This window comes from Microvirga sp. KLBC 81, assembly GCF_003075415.1.
GTDB lineage: Bacteria > Pseudomonadota > Alphaproteobacteria > Rhizobiales > Beijerinckiaceae > Microvirga.
In genome coordinates this window covers 38552-57815 of the sequence record NZ_QDAH01000005.1, presented here as the reverse complement: position 1 = coordinate 57815, position 19264 = coordinate 38552, and the positions used below count along the sequence as shown (strand labels likewise).

The following is a 19264-nucleotide window of genomic DNA, read 5'->3' as shown; positions in this document are numbered from 1 at the left end:
AATGTGAGGCTTACCCCGCCCGCTGACTGACCTGGGGAACGCCACGGAACGCCTTGCTGATCCAGGACTGCGAATCCTCGCGCGGCTCAACACCGCCCCTGGTCAGCAGGGCATAGGCGTCCTTGTACCAAGGACTGTCAGGGAAATTGTGGCCGAGAACGGCGGCGGCAGTCTGCGCCTCGCTGACGATGCCCATGGCCATGTAGGCCTCGGTGAGACGCTCGAGCGCCTCTTCCGTGTGGCGGGTCGTCTGGTAGCGCGAAACCACGGTGCGGAAGCGGTTGATGGCGCCGGAATAGTTGCGCTTCTGGAGGTAGAAGCGGCCGACCTCCATCTCCTTGCCGGCGATCTGGTCGGCGGCAACCTGGAGCTTCTTCTTCGCGTCCGCCGCATATTCGGAGCTCGGATAACGCTGGATCAGGTCCTGCAGCGCGGAAATAGCGCGCTCGGAGGCAGCCTGATCGCGGGTGATGTCCGGAATTTGATCGTAATAGGACGACGCCAGCAGATACTGGGCATAAGCCGCATCCGCAGTGTTCGGATGCTGCTGCAGGTAGCGCTTGGAAGCGGTGATCGCCTCCTCGTACATGCCGCCCTCGTAATTGGCGTAGGCTTCCATGATCAGCCCCTTACGCGCCCACTCGGAATAGGGATACTGGCGGTCGAGGCTGTTGAACTTCTTGGCCGCGCCTTCGAAATCCCGCTTCTGGATTCGGGCGAGACCGTCGTTGTAGATCTCTTCGGCCGGAACGTCGGCGACGATCTCCGGCTTATAGGTTTCGCTCTTGTCGAAGGGGTTGATCGACGACAGGGTATCGCAGCCAGCGAGCGCCAGGCCGCAGGCGCCAACCAGCAGCGCGCGCCCAGCAGCGGCTCTCAAGCTCAAGTAAGCCTTCGCGAAAGACATGGCTTCGCGGTCCTCCAAAATCCGTGCTCGGTGATTTTCTAGCGATGCACCAAGGTTCTTTAACCTATGCGGGGGGCAAGAGCCAACCCCATCCGAGAGGCTTTACCCAGCTGGATAAGGCAAAGCCGCCCGAAACCATGCGGCCAATAGGCGCTCGATGATCTTTACAAGAAAAGTCTTAATGGACTTCGGGAGCGAAGGCCGTCATGGCCGCGCTGCTGACCTCCGCATAGCCCGTCTCGCGGCGCGGAATGGCATCCACGATGGCGTAGTTCGAGCGGCTCGAGAAGAGGGCCTCGAGCACGGAGAAGTTCAGGCGGTGGCCTCCGCAATAGGAGCGGTAGGTGCCGAGCAGCGGCAGGCCGGCGAGCGACAGATCGCCGACCGCATCGAGCAGCTTGTGACGCACGAACTCGTCGCTGTAGCGCAGGCCTTCCGGGTTCATGATGCCATCATCGCCGATGGCGACCGTGTTCTCGAGCGAGGCGCCGAGAGCAAAGCCGGCGCCCCAGAGCTTCTCCACGTCGCGCATGAAGCCGAAGGTGCGGGCACGGGAGATGTCGCGGCGGAACACGGAAGGCGAAAGATCCACAGCCTTGCGCTGACGGCCGATCACCGGGGTGGGAAAATCGATTTCGACGTCGAGGCGGAAGGCGCGCTCGTTCGGGAGAAGCTCGGCGAAAGCCCTGCCCTGGGTCACGCGAACGGGCTTGAGAACCTTGAGATAGCGGCGGGTCGCGTTCTGGACGGCAATGCCGACCTGATCGATCGCGTCGATAAAGGGGGCCGAGCTGCCGTCGAGGATCGGCACTTCCGGCCCGTCGATCTCGACGAGGACGTTGTCGATTCCGAGGCCCGTCAGGGCAGCCATCAGATGCTCGATGGTGGCCACTGCCCCGCTCTCGCGATCACCGATCACGGTGCAGAGCTCGGTCGCGGTCACCGTCAGGTGGCGGGCATCGATGAGACGGTCGAGGCCGCCCGGCAGGCCCGTGCGCAGGAAAGCAATGCCATGGTTCACCTCCGCCGGGTGGAGGATCATCTTCACCTCATCCCCGGAATGGACGCCGATACCTACGAGCGTGACGGCGGCGCGGAGCGTGGTTTGATGACTTTGCTTCATTATCTTTGAACCTCGAACATGATCGCCGCTTGGAAGAACCGCTGCGCGATGCGTTCGCTGCAAATTACTTTGACGGGCGGGATCGAAATGGAACCAGCCCTTTCGACATGGGCAACATAGTCTCCACCTCAGGCTAGGCCAAATCACGCTTTTTTACGATCTGTTACAAACTCGGCAATTCTTAAACCTTTGTTAATAAACGGCTTTACGCAGAAAGGCCCCAGCCGCGCGTGCGGCCAGGGCCTCGCTTTGTAACAGTTCTAACAGGCTTAGTTGGCCTGGCGACGGAGGAAGGCGGGAATCTCCAGCTGATCGTCCTCCATACCCCTCTGGGCGGGAGCCGGACGCTGAGCCTGCGGAGCCGGACGGCGGGCATACTCGGCATGCACCGGCGACATCTGCTGGCGCGGAGCCTCCTGGCGGGGAGCCTGCTCCACAGGAGCGTGCTGGGGTTCCTCGCGGCGGCCGAAGCCCATGGTGGCCAGACGCTGGATCAGAGACGGCTTGTGCTCCTGAACCGGGTCGATCTCGCCACGGCTGGCGCGGATCTGATTCTGGGCCGGGATCGGCAGCTCATCGATCCGCGGCATCCGGGCCGGACGCATGGCGCGCTCGGCCTGCGGCGGAATGAACGAGTCTTCCATCGCCGGCTCTTCATAGACCGGCTGCTTGGGAGCCGGCTCGTAAGCCATGGCAGGCTTGGGCTGGGCCGGGGTAAGAACCACGTCGTCGCGGATCACCGGCTGGGGAGCCGGTTCCATGACCTGAGGGGCCGCGGCGGTCGGAGCCGATGCGGAGTCGGTCAGGATCGGAGCCGCCTTCACCGGTTCGGCTTGGGCGGTGGCGCGAAAGGCGGGGCCGGCCGGGGTCTGCGTGGCACGGGCCCGGGCCTCGGCACGCAGGCGCTCGGCCACCTCGGAGATCCGCTGCTCGGTGGCAGAGAGATCGCCGCCGTTCTCCATGATCGCCTGATCGATGCCGGTGGCCACCACGGAAACGCGGATGATGCCTTCCAGGCTCTCGTCGAAGGTGGCGCCGAGGATGATGTTGGCATCCTGGTCCACTTCCTCGCGGATGCGGGTGGCTGCTTCGTCGAGTTCGTAGAGGGTGAGGTCGTTGCCGCCGGTGATCGAGATCAGCAGGCCGCGAGCGCCCTTCATCGACACGTCGTCGAGGAGCGGGTTGGCAATGGCGGCCTCGGCGGCGCGGATCGCGCGCTTCTCGCCGGAAGCCTCGCCCGTGCCCATCATGGCCTTGCCCATCCCGCGCATGACGGAGCGCACGTCGGCGAAGTCGAGGTTGATGAGACCTTCCTTCACCATCAGGTCGGTGATGCAGGCCACGCCCGAGTAGAGAACCTGATCGGCCATCGCGAAGGCATCCGCGAAAGTGGTCTTCTCGGTGGCGACGCGGAAGAGGTTCTGGTTCGGGATGACGATGAGGGTATCGACCGCCTGCTGCAGCTCGGCGATGCCGGCCTCGGCCAGACGCATGCGGCGCACGCCCTCGAACTGGAACGGCTTCGTGACGACGCCGACCGTCAGTATACCGAGTTCGCGGGCAGCGCGAGCCACGACAGGAGCAGCGCCCGTGCCGGTGCCGCCGCCCATGCCGGCGGTGATGAACACCATGTGAGAACCGGCGAGCTGGTCGCGGATCTCGTCGATCACCTCTTCAGCGGCCGCGCGGCCCACTTCCGGCTGCGATCCTGCGCCGAGGCCCTCGGTGACCTGAATGCCCATCTGGATCACGCGCTGAGCCTTGGAGGAGGCAAGCGCCTGTGCGTCGGTGTTCGACACCACGAACTCGACGCCCTCCAGACCCGACTCGATCATGTTGTTCACGGCGTTGCCGCCGGCGCCACCGACACCGAAGACAGTGATGTGCGGCTTGAGTTCCCGGATGTCCGGAGTGTGATTGATTGCCATGACCTGTGCCTCTTTGGCCTTTAAACTGACAGCGTTTGGCCGACGCTTACCCTGGTTGACTTGAACTCCCGCGATGACCCGCCGCGTCACCGCGTTACGCATTTAAAAACTATCGCGAATCCACCGGCCCACCCGCGAGAAGTAGCCGTCAGTTCCCGTACTCTGAAACAAGCCGCTCGAGCGCGGCTCGAAATACTCGATGTGCGCCACCTGGGGATAAACCAGGAGGCCGACCACCGCCGAAAAGGCAGGGCCCTTTGCCGCCTCAGGCAGACCCTTGATGCCGAGCGGACGCCCGACACGAACCTGGCCCTGCAGAATGCGGCGTGCCGTTTCCGGCAGCCCGACAAGCTGGCTCGCGCCACCCGTCAGCACGACGCGCCGTCCGGCTTGGGCCGCGAAGCCCGCGCTCTTCAGGCGATCGCGCACGAGTTCGAGGATCTCCTCGACCCGCGGCTTGATGATGCGAACGAGGTGCGACTTCGGCAGATGGTTCGGAACGTCCCGTTCGTCCTCATCGACCTGCGGCACCGCGATCATGTCCCGGTCATCCGCGCTCGACGTGATTGCGGAACCGTAGAATGTCTTGAGCCGCTCGGCAGCGGAGACGCGGGTCGTGAGACCGCGCGCGATATCCATGGTCACGTGGTGGCCGCCGACGGCGATGGCATCCGTGTGCACGAGATGCCCGTTGGAGAAGATGCCCACGCTCGTGGTGCCCGCACCCATGTCGACGACGGCACAGCCCATATCGGCTTCATCATCGACCAGAGCCGAGAGGCCCGAAGCGTAGGGAGACGCGATCACCGCCTCGATGCCGAGGTGGCAGCGCTCGACCGCGAGCATGAGGTTGCGCGCAGCCGCGGCTTCCGTGGTGACCACATGCAGATCGACACCGAGCTGCTCGCCGATCATGCCTGCGGGATCCACGATGTGATTCTGCGCATCGAGCGAGAAGCCCGTGGGCAGCGCATGCAGAACCGCCCTGCCCCGGCGCAGATCGTATGAGGATGCCGCATCGAGCACACGATGAACGTCTCCGTTGTTCACCGCGCCGCGCACAGGCACATGCGCCTCGAAGTGCTCGGAGGCGAGACGGCCGCCGGTGAGGCTCACGATCACCGATTGGATCTCGACCTTCGCCATCCGTTCGGCCGCGTGAACGGCCTGGCGGATCGCGCTTTCCGCCGCTTCCAGATCGACAACGACGCCGCCCTTCAAGCCCGCGGAGCGATGATGACCGATGCCGAGGATGCGCGCCACATGGGTGCGGCTGCGCAGGGATTCCACTTCATCGGACGGCTTCAGCTCCGCCACGACGCAGACCACCTTGCTCGTTCCGATATCGAGGACCGAGAGAATGGCGCTCTTGCGCGCGGACAAAGGCTTGAGACGCGGCGTTAGCCCGTGACCGGAGAGACTCATGTATCGACCCCCTTGCCGCGCATTGGTTTCTTCTTGAGCGACTCGGCGCGGGCCAGAGCCGCCTCTTCCGTGAGGCGCACCACGACCCGATCAGCCATACGCAGATCGATCGCGAGCACGTCTTTTTCCAGGATCTTCTGTTCGTTCTCGAGCTTCACGAGACGGGCCAGCGCGTCGGCCGCGCCCTGCTCCGGCAGGCGCACGTCCATGCCGTTGTCCATCTTCAGCGTCCAACGGCGGCCCGACACGAGCGTGCCCGCGCGGATGCGAGTCCTCAGAGGACCAGCGGCGTCGAGAAGCGCGAGATATTCCTTGCTGCGGGTATTGGCGTTCTCGCCCACCACGAAGGGCAGATCGACGAAGCGCTCGTCCTGCATCAGATCGATCACGGTGCCGTCGGCGGCGATGATGAAGAGCTCGCCGTTGTTCTGCCAGATCGCATAGGGCTCGCGTTCGGTGAGCGTGATCACGAGCTCGTTCGGATAGAGCTTGCGCACGGTGGCGCTCTCGATCATCGGCACGTGTTCGAGGCGCTCACGCAGCGTGTTCACGTCGAGGAAGACCAGCGACAGCCTGGAACTAAGACCCGCCGCAGCCAGCACCTCGGTTTCGCGCATCTGTGCGATGCCGGAAATCGTGACCTGCTCGAGACCGAGGCCAAGGGCGCGCGCCAGGGCATGATGCGGCTGTCCGTTCTCGCGGATGAAAGCGTCGAGATGGCCACCCTGCCAGAGACCCAGGGTCACGACCCCGGAGAAGAACCCGAGAGCGAGCCAGGTGCCGAGATAACGAGGGATACGCTTCTCGATCGGAGCGCCCGAGGACCGCCGCCGGACGCTCTTCGAGGAGCCGAAAAACTTTCTGATTTGGGGCGGCTGCCTGTCGGAGGCAGCGCGCGTCGCAACAACGCCGGCCTGATAGGCCGTCATCGATTGCAGGTAGCGTCCTCCACCATCCATTGCACAAGCTCGCCAAACGAATAGCCCGCGTGGGCTGCCAGTTCTGGCACCAAGCTCGTCTCGGTCATGCCGGGTTGCGTGTTGACCTCCAGGACCACGAGTTCCCCGGTTCCTCCGGGTGTGTCGTCGTACCGTAAGTCGGCGCGGCTGATTCCCCTGCAGCCGAGCGCTTGATGCGCCGTTAACGCCAACTCTTGGACCTTTTGGTAAATATTCGGTTTAATTTCTGCCGGCAGGACGTGAATGGACCCGCCCTTCACATACTTTGCGTCGTAGTCGTAGAAGACCCCGGTCGCAGGGCGGATATCGATGACCCCAAGGGCCTTGTCGCCCATGACCGCGCAGGTGAGTTCGCGGCCCGCAACATATGATTCGACAAGGATTTGGTCGCCGAACGCCCAGTCTTCCCGGAGCAGCTCCTGGGGCGGGTGGGTGCGGTCCTCGCGGACGATGATGACACCCACCGAGGAGCCCTCGTTCACCGGTTTGACCACATAGGGAGCGGGCAGGACGTGGCTTTTGGCCGCTTCCAATCTGTTAACGACCACGCCCTTCGGCACCGGCACGCCGGCGGCGGCCATGATGATCTTCGCCTTGTCCTTCTGCATGGCGAGCGCCGAGGCCAGGATGCCGGAATGGGTATAGGGAATCCTTAACACCTCCAGGAGCCCCTGGATGGTGCCGTCCTCCCCGACGCGGCCGTGAAGGGCGTTGAACACCACATCCGGGGCTGTCGCCTGGAGCACGGTGGCGATGTCGGGCTGCACGTCGATGGGGGTGACCTTGTACCCCCGCTCCTCCAATGCCTTGCAGCAGGCCCGGCCGGAAGCGAGGCTCACCTCGCGCTCCGCGGACCAGCCGCCATAGAGAACGGCAACGTGCTTCGCCATGACATGCTCCTCGAGCTGCGCCCGTGTCCAGTGAAGCATCCGGGCGTTAACAAAGTGATTCGCGCTGCATTTCCAGGCGAAGTGGACACCGGTTCGCCGTGAAGGAAATGCAGTCCGCCTTAACCTTTACGCGTTACGCGCGGCCGACCCGCTTGATTTCCCACTCGAGCTCGACGCCCGACGTTTCGCGAACCCGGCGGCGTACTTCCTCACCGAGCGCCTCGATGTCCGCGGCCGACGCCGAGCCGTGGTTGATGAGGAAGTTGCAGTGCATCTCGGAGACCTGGGCATCCCCGATCCGAAGGCCCCGGCATCCGGCGGCGTCGACCAGTTCCCAGGCCTTGCGACCTGGAGGGTTCTTGAAGGTGGAGCCGCCCGTGCGGGTGTTGACCGGCTGTGTCGAGGAGCGTGCCTCGGTGATGGCGTTCATCTCCGCGAGGATCTCATCCGGGTTGCCGGGCCGGCCCTCGAAGACAGCTTCCGTGAAGATCACATCCTCCGGCACGCTCGAATGGCGATAGGTGAAGCCCATCTGAGCATTCGTGAAGCTCACCACCTCACCGGTGCGGGTCACCCCCTTGGCCTCAACGAGAACATCCTTCGTCTCGCCGCCATAGGCGCCGCCATTCATGCGAAGCGCGCCACCGATGGTGCCGGGAATGCCACGCAAGAAAGAAAGGCCCGCAATGCCCGCTTCTGCCGCCGCACGCGCCACCTTCACATCGGGAGCACCGGCACCTGCGCGCACGCGAAGACCCGGCTCGACGGAGACTTCAGAAAAGCCTTTGCCCAGGCGGATCACGATGCCTTCCCAGCCGCCATCGCGGATGAGCAGGTTGGAGCCGAGACCCACGACGAGCACAGGGATGTGCCGATCAAGATGCTGCAGGAAGTAAGCGAGATCGTCCGTATCGACCGGCGAAAACAGCACCTGCGCCGGACCGCCTGTACGAAACCACGAGAGCGGCGCTGTCGGCGCATTCGCGTCCAGCTTGCCCCTGAGTTCGGGCATGGCCGCTCTCAGTTCGGCTGTGATATCAGAAAACATGGACACCCCCTCAGCCCTCATCCTGAGGAGCGAGCTTGTCTCGCGTCTCGAAGGACGAGGGCGTTTCCAGAGACCACTGGAAGCGGTTTCCTCGTCCTTCGAGACGAGCGCATTGCGCTCTCCTCAGGATGAGGAAACCTGGAGCCATTTCGCGATTCATCAAGCCGCCTTCTCGCCCAACGCTTCGAGTTCACCCGGCAGCGAATAAGCCCACTGCGTGATGTTGCCGGCGCCAAGGCAGATCACGTAGTCGCCCGGTTTCGCCACCCCCCTGATGAGACCCGCGAGATCCTCCGGCTTTTCGAGCGCCATCACGTTACGATGGCCGCGCGCTTTGAGGCCGGAGACGAGGCTGTCGCGATCGGATCCCGGGATCGGCTGCTCGCCCGCGGCATAGACCGGCGCGACGATCACCGCATCCGCATCGTTGAAGCAGGTGCAGAACTGATCGAAGAGAGACGACAGGCGCGAGTAGCGGTGCGGCTGCACCACGGCGATGACCTGACCGTCCGTCGATGCGCGTGCGGCCTTGAGCACCGCGGCGATCTCGATGGGATGGTGGCCGTAATCGTCAAACACGGTGACGCCGTTCCACTCGCCCGTGCGCGTGAATCGGCGCTTCACGCCGCCGAAGCCTGCGAGCGCCTTGCGGATCGCATCGGGCGAAACGCCGAGTTCATGCGCAACGGCGATGGCTGCCGTGGCATTGAGCGCATTGTGCGCGCCGGGCATCGGCAGAACGAGATCTTCGAGTTCGAGACGGAAGCCTGGACGACGGTCACGGATCATCACGCGGAAGCGGTTCTGACCTCCGCGCGAGTCCACGTCCATCAACCGCACATCGGCCTGCGGGTTCTCGCCATAGGTGATGATGCGGCGATCCTCGATGCGACCCACGAGATCCTGCACGGTCGGGTGATCGATGCACATCACCGCGAAGCCGTAGAACGGGATCGAGTCGATGAAGGAGCGGAACGCGTCCTTGATCGCATCGTAGGTGCCGAAGTGATCGAGATGCTCGGCATCGATATTCGTGACGATGGCAACGTCCGCCGGCAGCTTGAGGAAGGTGCCGTCTGATTCGTCAGCCTCCACCACCATCCACTGGCCGTCGCCCATGCGGGCATTGGTGCCGTAGGCGTTGATGATGCCGCCGTTGATCACTGTCGGGTCAAGGCCGCCTGCATCGAGCAGAGTCGCGACGAGCGATGTCGTCGTGGTCTTGCCGTGCGTGCCTGCCACGGCGACACATGACTTGAAGCGCATGAGTTCGGCGAGCATTTCCGCGCGACGCACGACGGGCAGGCGCTTCTCGCGGGCGACGATCAACTCCGGGTTGTCGCGCCTGATCGCGGTGGAAACCACGACGATCTCGGCATTCTCCACGTTCTCGGCCTTGTGGCCAATGAAGGTCCTGATGCCTTTGTCGGCAAGGCGCTTGACGTTGTAGTTGTCGGCGGCGTCCGAGCCCTGAACCGTGTAGCCCAGATTGTGCATGACTTCGGCGATGCCCGACATGCCGATGCCGCCGATACCGATGAAGTGAATGGGACCTAGCTTCGGCGGCAGTTTCATGAAGGCATTCCGTTCTTGTTAAGATGTATCAGGTTGAGGACAGCGTGAGCCAAGCGCTCGGCCGCATCCGTGATGCTGGCGCTATGTGCAGCGGCAGCGGCTTTGGTCAAGCGGTCAGGCTCTTGAAAATAGGAACGAATCTCGCTCGCCAGGCGCTCAGGGGTGAATTCCGTTTGTGGGCAAACGATGGCAGCGCCCAGATCGCCAAGGGTTTTGGCGTTGGCGGCCTGGTCCTGATCGAGCGAGCCCGGCAGCGGCACGAGGATCGAGGGGCGACCGATCACCGCAAGCTCCGCGACCGTCGAGGCGCCGGAGCGGGAGATGACGAGATGCGCGTCTCCCAAGCGCTTCGGCAGGTCCCTGAAGAAGGGCTCGGCCTCAAACTCCACGCCCAGACGCTGGTAATGCGCGCGTACCCGCTCCAGGTCCTCTCCCCTCGCCTGCTGGGTGATGGTGAGGCGCGCGCGCAGTTCCGGCGGCAGCAACTCGATCGCGGGCGGAACGACATCGCTCATCACCCGCGCACCCTGGCTGCCGCCCACGACGAGAAGGCGCATCTTTCCGCCCGGCTCGAGCGTGGAGTAGGCTTGCTGAGAGGCTTTCAGCACCGCCGGACGGATCGGGTTGCCGGTCTGGATCACATGGCCCGGGACATTCTCCGGGATGCCCTTGATATTGGCAAAGCCGGTCGCGATCACCGTGGCGCGACGTGCGAGCAGCCGGTTTGCGCGGCCCATCACGCCATTGGCCTCGTGGATCACCGTCGGCACTTTAAGGAGCGATGCGGCAACGACCGGCGGCACGGTGGGATAGCCGCCGAAGCCGACAACCGCATCCGGCTTCAACTTGCGAATGACGCCCATGGCTTTCAGAGTCCCCTGAGCGAGCAGCAGCGCGGCCTTCGCAATCTGCGGCACGGAACGGCCCGAGGGTGTGGCGGACGGAATCTCGATGATCTCATCCGCCGGGAACGAGCCGGCATAGGCATTGGCGCGCTTGTCGGTGGCAAGCACCACGCGACACCCGGATGCCTTCAGCACATTGGCGAGCGCCTCCGCCGGAAAGAGATGGCCGCCGGTGCCGCCGGCGGTGAGAAGGACGAGGGGCTTTTTTGTCACCGCTGCCAATCCTGGTTGAAATGCTCCATCATCTCCGCGCGCGGACGGCGGCGGGTGAGCGCGATGAGGAAGCCCATGCCGAGCGCCAGCGACAGCAGCGAGGAGCCGCCATAGGAGATGAACGGGAGCGTCATGCCCTTGGCGGGCATGAGATGCACATTCACCATCATGTTGATGGCAGCCTGCAATCCGAACATGAGGACGAGGCCCGTGGCGGCGAGACGGCAGAAGGTGTCCTCGTTTCGCTTGGCGAGCATCAGGCCGCGCAGCACGATGAAGGCGAAGAGCACAAGCAGACCAAGGCACACGATGATGCCGAACTCTTCCGCCGTCACGGCGAAGAGGAAGTCGGTATGCGCGTCGGGAAGGATGCGCTTCACCGTGCCCTCGCCCGGGCCGCGCCCGAGCCAGCCGCCGCGCGAGAAGGATTCCATGGCCGTATCCACCTGGAACGTGTCTCCCGAATCCTTGTCGAGGAAGCGCTCGATACGGGCACGCACGTGCGGCAGGAACTCGTAGGCCGCGACGATGCCGACAAGACCCGCACCACCAAGGCCCATCACCCAGAACCAGTGCAGGCCCGCGACGAAGAACAGACCGCACCACACGATGGTGACCAGCATGGTCTGGCCGAAATCGGGCTGCAGGATGAGCGGGATGATCGTGGCCGGCAGGAGCATCAGCGCGAGTAGCGCGCCCGGCATGTCCTTGCGCCGCGCCCCCTCGGAGAAGGCCCAGGCGGCAAGAACGACGAAGGCCGGCTTCACGAATTCGGAGGGCTGAATGCCGAGCGGACCGATCATGATCCAGCGATGAGCGCCTTTGATTTCAGGCCCGAACTGGAAGGCGAGCCCGATCAGCACCATGCCGCCGAGATAAACCAGCAGCGCCAGGCGACGGATGTGGCGCAGGGACAGGAACGAGACCGGCAGCATGATGAGGAGCGCCGGAATCAGAAACAGCACCTGACGGTTCACGAAGTGGAAGGTCGAGAGCCCCAGACGTTCCGCGACGGGCGGACCGCCCGCCATGAGAAAGACGAGGCCTGCGAGCATGAGAATGGCAAGCGCCGCCAGCAGCAGCCGGTCGACGGTCCACCACCAATCGCTGAAAACCGAGCGTTCCGCGCGCGACACCATCTTCAAGCCCCCTTGGCTTCAACGCCCGGCAATGCCCGGACCAATTCGCGGAAATGGTTTCCGCGCACTTCGTAATTGGGAAATTGATCGTAGGAGGCACAAGCCGGCGACAGGAGAACGACCGAAGGGCCGTTCATGGCCGCCGCATCGGCGGCTGCCTGCTCTACCGCTTTGTCGAGCGTGCCGCTGGGGACATAAGCAACGTCGTTCCCAAGCGTCTTTGCGAATTCTTCCGTTGCCGCGCCGATCAGATAGGCTTTGCGGATCTTCGGGAAATACGCCCGCAACGGCTCGATGCCGCCTTCCTTCGCCTTGCCGCCGAGGATCCAGAGAATGTTGTCGAAGGACTTGAGCGCCTTCTCCGTGGAGTCGGCATTGGTGGCCTTGGAGTCGTTGATGAAGAGCGCCGAACGAATACGCCCGACTTCTTCCATGCGGTGAGGAAGGCCGGGAAACGTAGAAAGACCAGACCTGATCGTTTCTCCAGAGACACCGAGCGCCATGGCGACAGCAAAAGCCGCTGCTGCATTCTGGGCATTGTGAGAGCCGCGCAGTGAACCGATGCCTGCCAGATCAGCCACGGCGACCGCATCGGAGGGGGTGACTTGAACCAGGGTGGTACCGTCAGCAAAGAAACCTTCCGCATCCATCGGCTCGATGGAGATGCGTGTCACTTTCACGCCTTTTGCAGCGCAGGTGTCCGCAATCGCACGGCTCAAGTCATCATCGATTCCGATGACCGCCTGCTCGGCCTTAGCGACTAGCCGCTCCTTGATGGCTGCATAATCCTCCATCGTCCCATGCCGGTCGATATGGTCTGGCGACAAATTGAGGAGGACACCGATTGTCGGCGCCAGCGACGGTGCGAGGTCGATCTGGAACGAGGAGCACTCGATCACGTGGATGCGGCTGTCGGACGGCGGCTCGAGCGAGAGGATCGCGGTTCCGATATTGCCGCCCATCTGCACATCGCGGCCTGCTTCACGCAGGATATGCGCGATGAGGGCGGTCGTCGTCGACTTTCCGTTAGTGCCGGTGATCGCAATGAAGGGTGCGTTCTGCGCAATCTTCGCACGCTCGCGGCAGAAGAGCTCGATGTCGCCGATGATCTCGACGCCTGCCTCCTTCGCGAGCTTCGCCGACCAGTGCGGTTCAGGGTGCGTCAGGGGAACGCCGGGCGAGAGGACAAGTGCCGATACCTTCGACCAATCGATCTCTCGCAGATCGCCCGTCTCGATACCCTTGGCGGCAGCTTCCGTCATCTTCGCCGGATTGTCGTCGCAGGCCACGACACGCGCCCCGCCCTCTTTCAGGGCAAGCGCCGTCACGAGCCCCGATCCGCCCAGGCCGAAGAGAGCGACTGTTTTGCCGGAGAAGGTCGTGACGGGCGTCATCGGATGTTACCGCAGCTTGAGGGTCGAGAGGCCGACGAGGGCGAGCACCACGGCGATGATCCAGAAGCGGATGACCACCTGAGGCTCGGTCCAGCCCAGCTGCTCGAAGTGATGGTGGATCGGCGCCATCTTGAAGACGCGCTTCCCCGTGAGCTTGAACGAGGCCACCTGGATGATCACGGACATGATCTCCAGCACGAAGAGCCCGCCGACGATGGCGAGCACGATCTCGTGCTTCGTCGCCACCGCGATGGTGCCGAGAAGGCCACCGAGCGCGAGCGAACCCGTGTCGCCCATGAAGATCTGCGCCGGAGGCGCATTGAACCAGAGGAAGCCAATGCCGGCACCGATCAGCGCGCCGCAGATCACAGCGAGCTCGCCGGTGCCGGGCACGAAGTGGATCTGCAGGTAATTGGCGAAAACCGCATTACCGGCAAGATACGCGATGAAGCCGAAGGTTCCGGCCGCGATCATCACCGGCACGATGGCAAGACCGTCGAGACCATCCGTGATGTTCACCGCATTGCCTGCGCCGACGATCACGAAGCCCGCGAAGACGATGTAGAACCAGCCGAGATTGAAAATAAGATCCTTCGAGAAGGGCAGCGCGAGCTTATTCGCGAGACCGGGAGTCGCCATGTAGGATATGGCGATGCAGGCGACAGCCGCGATGATTGCCTCGATGGCAAGACGCGATTTGCCGGAAAAACCCTTGTGCGACTGCTTCGTGACTTTCAGGTAATCGTCGTAAAAGCCGATGGCGCCGAAGCCGACGGTCACGAACAGCACGATCCAGACATAGTGGTTTTCGAGATTGGCCCAGAGCAGCGCCGAGACCAGCACGCCCGCCAAGATCATCAGGCCACCCATGGTCGGCGTGCCGCGCTTTGTCAGCAGGTGCGATTGCGGCCCGTCCTCCCGGATCGGCTGTCCCTTGCCCTGGCGTACGCGCAGGAGCGAAATGATCGACGGCCCGAACAGGAACACGAAGAGCATGGCTGTCGCCGTCGCGCCCCCGGTGCGGAACGTGATGTAGCGGAAGATATTGAGGGGGCTGAAATAGGGGCTGAGCTCAGCCAACCAGGTCAACATTCGGTTTATCCTTTCAGCGCGTTCGCCGTTGGGCTCGCGCCGTAACGTTCTTTCAGAGCCTTGACGACCAAAGCCATCTTCATGCTGAGCGATCCCTTGACGGTCACCGCATCGCCGGGACGGATCGCGGCGCAGACCGCATCGACGAGCTCGGCGGAGGTTTCCGCATGAGCCGCCACCTTCGCCTCCGGCAGGCGCTCGACGAGATTCTTCATCAGAGGCCCTGCCGCGAAGACGAGATCGATGTCGTTGGCCTCGATCGCCTCTGCGAGCCCCTCGTGAAGGGCCGGACCTTTCTCGCCCAGCTCCTTCATGTCGCCCAGCACAGCCAGACGCCGAGCCTGGCCGTTCAGTTCCACCGCGCCGAGATTGGCAAGCGCCGCACGCATGGAGGCTGGATTCGCATTGTAGCTCTCGTCAATGAGCAGCGCCTCGTCTCCGTCGATGGAGAGCATCGTCCGCTCGCCGCGCCCCACGGGGGGCTTCAGATCGGCAAAGGAAACAGCAACCTGCGCCAGATCCACGCCAAGCGCATGGCATGCGGCAAGCACGCTCAGGGAGTTGAGGGCGATATGCCGTCCTGCCGTGCCGATCCTGTAGCTCAGAAGCTGGCCGAAGACGCGGGCCTCGACGAGCGACTGGTCGGGCTTCACGACGATCCGCTCGGCGCGGATATCGGCAGCCTGATGCTCGCCGAAGGAGATCACACGGCCTGCGGCGGAGGCGAGCGCGTGCGCCTTCATGCGCTCGAAATACGGGCTGTCGCGGTTGATCACCGCCGTGCCGCCGGGTTCGAGACCGGAGAAGATCTCGCCCTTGGCATCGGCGATGCCCCAGAGCGACGGAAAGAACTCGATATGCACCGGCTCGATGGTGGTGATCACGGCCACATGCGGGCGAACCATCGCGGTGAGCGGCAGGATCTCGTGGGCGTGGTTCATGCCGATCTCGAACACACCGAATTCGGTCTCGCGCGGCATCCGGGAGAGGGTGAGCGGAACGCCCCAATGGTTGTTGTAGGAGGCGACTGACGCGTGTGTCGCGCCCTGACGGTAGAGCGCAAGGCGCATGGCTTCCTTCGTGCCGGTTTTGCCGACGGAGCCCGTGATCGCGACGATCTTGGCATCCGTGCGCTCTCGCGCCGCACGGCCCAACTGGCGCATGGCCTCGAGAACATCAGGCACGACGATGAGCTTGCCGGATGCGAAGGCAGGAGCCTTTTCCTCGGACACGACGGCACCCGCAGCGCCCCTCTCGAGAGCGACCGGCACGAAGTCGTGACCGTCATGCACATCGCCCTTGATGGCGAAGTAGAGATCGCCCGGCTCCAGCGTGCGCGTGTCGATGGAAGCGCCGGTCGCCTGCGCGACGTCGCCGCCAACGCGAGCGCCGGTGGCGGCTACGATCTCATCCAAGGTCCACAAGGGTGAACTCATCCCTGCCTCTCCGCAATAGCCGCCCGGACCTCGTCGTGGTCCGAGAACGGCAGGGTCCGGTCGCCGATGATTTGGCCCGTTTCATGGCCTTTGCCCGCCACGACCAATATATCGCCCGGTTGGAGCTCTTTCACGGCGGTGCGGATAGCCAAAGCCCGGTCTCCGATCTCCCGGGCGCCGGGAGCGCCTTTCAACACCTCGGCGCGGATCGCCGCCGGATTTTCGGAGCGAGGATTATCGTCCGTGACGATGACAATATCCGCCTTGTCGGCGGCGATGCGGCCCATGAGCGGACGCTTGCCTTTGTCGCGATCCCCGCCGCAGCCGACGATGCAGACGAGACGGCCTTTGGTGAAGGGACGCAGGGCATCAAGCACATGGGCCAGGGCATCGGGCTTGTGCGCGTAATCGACGATGCAGATCGCACCATCGACCTCGCCCACCTGCTCAAGTCGGCCCGAGACGCCTTTCAGCGTCTTGAAGCCCTCAAAGACTTCAGCCGCCCTGCCCTCGCCTTCCACGGAGAGCACGAGGCCGGCAGCGACGAGCGCATTCTCGACCTGGAAGGCACCGAGAAGCGGCAGGGTCGTTTCGAACTCCTTGCCGACCGCTTCGATGGTCAGAGCCTGCTTGAAGCCATCCGGGCGCGCTTCGACAAGACGCAATGTCTCGCCCATGCTTCCGGTGGTCAGCATTGTCAGACCGCGATCGCGCACACCGTGCCGGAACACATCAGCATAGGGGCCGTCAGCATTGATGATGGCGGGAGCATCGGCGGGCAGAAGCGTATCGAAGAGGCGCAGCTTCGCGGCGGCATAAGCCTCGGTGGTGTTGTGGTAATCGAGGTGATCGCGACCGAGATTGGTGAAACCCGCAGCGCTCAGGCGAACGCCGTCGAGGCGGCGCTGATCGATGCCGTGGGAAGAGGCCTCCATGGCCAGACGAGTCACGCCATCTTTTGTGAGCTTGTCGAGCGTCTGATGCAGAGAGATCGGATCAGGCGTCGTGAGCGAGCCATAGGCTGCACCATCCGACGTGATCACGCCGAGCGTGCCGAGGCTTGCCGATTTGTAGCCGAGCGACGCGAAGAGCTGGCGTGTGAAATCGGCCACCGAGCTCTTGCCGCTCGTGCCTGTGACCGCAACCACCTTCTCCGGCTGCTGCGGATAAAACCGGGATGCTGCGAGCGAGAGAGCCTCCCGCACGTCACCTACGCGGACATACGCCACATCGGCAGCCAAGGCGGAAGGACGCTCCGCCTCTCCCACAATGGCAACCGCGCCGGCGGCCGCTGCCTGCGGCACGAAGCTCATGCCGTCCACCTTCGTGCCCGGCACGGCGAAAAACACGCTGCCGGGCCCGACCTTACGGCTGTCGGAGGCGATGCCGGTCACTGACAAGGATGCTTCCGGAAAGCCCTTGGCCTCCGGAAGCAGATCGCTCAATTGAATGGGGTTCGTCATGGTCACCGGGTGCCCCATGCGTTGAGGCGCGACATGAGTGGGAAGGGTTGCGCCGGCGGCTCGAACCGAGGTGGAACTCCCAGGAGCGGCGCGACGCGTTCGATGATGTTTCCTGTCACGGGACCTGCATTCCAGCCGGCTGTCGAGAAGCCATAGGTGCCCTCGACCGCCTGCGGCTCGTCCATGATGGTCAGGAACACATATTTCGGCTTGTCCGCCGGAACAACGGCCGTGAACGTGGTGAAGTTCTTGTTCTTGGCATAGCGGCCGTTGATCACCTTCTCGGCCGTGCCGGTCTTACCGCCGACGAAGAAGCCCGCGATCGACGCTGAACCCGCCGAGCCTTCCGGGGTCGAGGCATTGAGGCGCATCACATAGCGCATGGCCTCGCTCGTCTCAGGCTTGAGTACCTGCAACGCGTTCTGCCGTGCCTCGGCCTCGGCGCGTTTCAAAAAGGTCGGCTTGATCAGCACGCCGCCATTGACCAGCGCTCCGACGGCCATGAGCGCTTGGAGCGGCGCGACGGCAAGGCCGTGGCCGAAGGCGATGGTCATGGTGTTGAGCTCGCCCCAGCGGGGCGGAATGATCGGCAAGGCGTTTTCCGGCAGCTCCGTTTCGAGGCGGGACAACTGGCCCATCTTGCGCAGGAACGTCTTGTGGCCCTCGACGCCGATGCCGAGCGCCATGCGCGCCGTGCCGATATTGGACGAGTGAACGAACACTTCCGGTGTCGTCAGAATGCGGCGCGTGGGGTGATAGTCGCCGATGGTGAACCTTCCGTAGCGCAGACCGGACCGGGCATCGAAGGTCGAGTTGATGTTGTACTTTCCGGAATCGAGCGCCATCGCCACGGTGAGCGCCTTGAAGGTGGAGCCCATCTCGAACACGCCGACATTGATGCGGTTGATCCGATCCTTGTCGAGCGCGTCGACAGGGTTGTTGGGATCATAGTCGGGCAGCGAGACAAGGGCAATAATCTCGCCGGTGTTCACGTCCAGGATGGCCCCGGCAGTGGCCTTCGCCTTGAACTTCGCCATGCCCTTCGCAAGCTCGTCACGCAGAGCATGCTGCACGCGCAAATCGAGCGAGAGCTGAACGGGCTTCAAGTCGGCGGCGGAGATGTTGAAACCCGCACCGTTGAGATCCTGCAGGCCCATGCTGTCGATGTATTTCTCGATGCCGGCGATGCCGACATTGTCCACATTGGCAAAGCCCAGCACGTGAGCCGCAGCCTCGGCATTCGGATAGACACGCTTGTTCTCGGGCAGGAACCCCACACCCGGAATGCCGAGGCGATGCACCTCGGCCTGCTGGCGCGGCGTGATCTCGCGCTTGACCCAGACGAAGCCCTTCTTGGTGTTGAGCTTGTTGCGCAGCTCCGTGGCATCGAGATCGGGCAGAACAGCGGTGAGCAGCTCCACCGCCTCGTCCTTGTCGATGATGTTGCGCGGCTCCGCGAAGACGGAGACCATCTTCACATCGGTGGCAAGGATTTCTCCATTGCGGTCCACGATGTCGGGACGAGCCGCGGAGATTTCTGAAGACGCCGCGCGCCGCACCTCGCTCGTGTTCTCGCTGGTCACGGCGAGCTGAACGAGACGGCCACCGATCACACTGAAGAGACCGACGAAGCAGAAGGCGGCGAGTCCGACACGGGACGTGCTCTTGTCGAGACGCAACCGGAACAGTTCTCGCGCATACGAGAGAATTCCTGTCTTGGGCGGAGGGCTCTTAGCCTTCAGTTCGAGTTGAGGCTCGTGCAACACG

At 63.6% G+C, this 19264-nt stretch carries 15 protein-coding genes; all 15 read right to left on the bottom strand.

What is annotated here, in order from left to right; translation table 11 throughout:
* Positions 1–10: 10 nt before the first annotated feature.
* The 15 genes from DC522_RS05440 to DC522_RS05370 all read right to left on the bottom strand — a co-directional run bounded on the left by DC522_RS05440 (position 11) and on the right by DC522_RS05370 (position 19263).
* Positions 11–907 carry an outer membrane protein assembly factor BamD gene (locus tag DC522_RS05440; protein ID WP_116527685.1) on the bottom strand — a complete coding sequence of 299 codons (897 nt, stop codon included), beginning with the start codon at positions 905–907 and terminating at the stop codon, positions 11–13.
* A 178-nt stretch (positions 908–1085) separates the two neighbouring features.
* Positions 1086–2030, bottom strand: a complete 945-nt coding sequence (gene lpxC / locus DC522_RS05435; protein ID WP_116527684.1) for a UDP-3-O-acyl-N-acetylglucosamine deacetylase — start codon at positions 2028–2030, stop codon at positions 1086–1088.
* A 269-nt stretch (positions 2031–2299) separates the two neighbouring features.
* Positions 2300–3958, bottom strand: a complete 1659-nt coding sequence (gene ftsZ / locus DC522_RS05430) for a cell division protein FtsZ (protein ID WP_116527683.1) — start codon at positions 3956–3958, stop codon at positions 2300–2302.
* Between the two features lie 102 nt (positions 3959–4060).
* On the bottom strand, positions 4061–5383 hold the full coding sequence (gene ftsA / locus DC522_RS05425; RefSeq protein WP_116527682.1) for a cell division protein FtsA: 1323 nt from the start codon (positions 5381–5383) through the stop codon (positions 4061–4063).
* The gene (locus DC522_RS05420) at positions 5380–6342 is read right to left on the bottom strand and encodes a cell division protein FtsQ/DivIB (RefSeq protein WP_116527681.1); all 963 of its coding nucleotides are present in this window, start codon (positions 6340–6342) and stop codon (positions 5380–5382) included. Before DC522_RS05420 ends, ftsA begins: the two co-directional genes overlap by 4 nt.
* A complete protein-coding gene (locus DC522_RS05415) occupies positions 6309–7232 on the bottom strand; it encodes a D-alanine--D-alanine ligase (protein WP_116527820.1) in 924 nt (307 codons plus the stop codon). The genes DC522_RS05420 and DC522_RS05415 overlap by 34 nt, the downstream gene beginning before the upstream one ends.
* Positions 7233–7365: 133 nt before the next feature.
* Positions 7366–8280: a UDP-N-acetylmuramate dehydrogenase gene (murB, locus tag DC522_RS05410; RefSeq protein WP_116527680.1), complete on the bottom strand. Its 915-nt coding sequence runs from the start codon at positions 8278–8280 to the stop codon at positions 7366–7368.
* Positions 8281–8439: 159 nt separating this feature from the next.
* Entirely contained in the window at positions 8440–9855 is a 1416-nt protein-coding gene (gene murC, locus DC522_RS05405; RefSeq protein WP_116527679.1) for a UDP-N-acetylmuramate--L-alanine ligase, read from the bottom strand.
* Positions 9852–10973, bottom strand: a complete 1122-nt coding sequence (gene murG / locus DC522_RS05400) for an undecaprenyldiphospho-muramoylpentapeptide beta-N-acetylglucosaminyltransferase (RefSeq protein ID WP_116527819.1) — start codon at positions 10971–10973, stop codon at positions 9852–9854. The genes murC and murG overlap by 4 nt, the downstream gene beginning before the upstream one ends.
* On the bottom strand, positions 10970–12112 hold the full coding sequence (locus DC522_RS05395) for an FtsW/RodA/SpoVE family cell cycle protein (protein ID WP_116527678.1): 1143 nt from the start codon (positions 12110–12112) through the stop codon (positions 10970–10972). The genes murG and DC522_RS05395 overlap by 4 nt, the downstream gene beginning before the upstream one ends.
* A 2-nt stretch (positions 12113–12114) precedes the next feature.
* Positions 12115–13506: a UDP-N-acetylmuramoyl-L-alanine--D-glutamate ligase gene (gene murD, locus DC522_RS05390; RefSeq protein ID WP_116527677.1), complete on the bottom strand. Its 1392-nt coding sequence runs from the start codon at positions 13504–13506 to the stop codon at positions 12115–12117.
* A gap of 6 nt (positions 13507–13512) precedes the next feature.
* On the bottom strand, positions 13513–14598 hold the full coding sequence (mraY, locus tag DC522_RS05385; protein ID WP_116527676.1) for a phospho-N-acetylmuramoyl-pentapeptide-transferase: 1086 nt from the start codon (positions 14596–14598) through the stop codon (positions 13513–13515).
* A gap of 5 nt (positions 14599–14603) precedes the next feature.
* Complete coding sequence (locus DC522_RS05380) at positions 14604–16034, bottom strand: UDP-N-acetylmuramoylalanyl-D-glutamyl-2,6-diaminopimelate--D-alanyl-D-alanine ligase (protein WP_116527675.1); 1431 nt, start codon at positions 16032–16034, stop codon at positions 14604–14606.
* Positions 16031–17497 carry a UDP-N-acetylmuramoyl-L-alanyl-D-glutamate--2,6-diaminopimelate ligase gene (locus tag DC522_RS05375; RefSeq protein WP_116527818.1) on the bottom strand — a complete coding sequence of 489 codons (1467 nt, stop codon included), beginning with the start codon at positions 17495–17497 and terminating at the stop codon, positions 16031–16033. Before DC522_RS05375 ends, DC522_RS05380 begins: the two co-directional genes overlap by 4 nt.
* Positions 17498–17499: 2 nt before the next feature.
* A complete protein-coding gene (locus DC522_RS05370; RefSeq protein WP_116527674.1) occupies positions 17500–19263 on the bottom strand; it encodes a penicillin-binding protein 2 in 1764 nt (587 codons plus the stop codon).
* Position 19264: the final 1 nt, after the last annotated feature.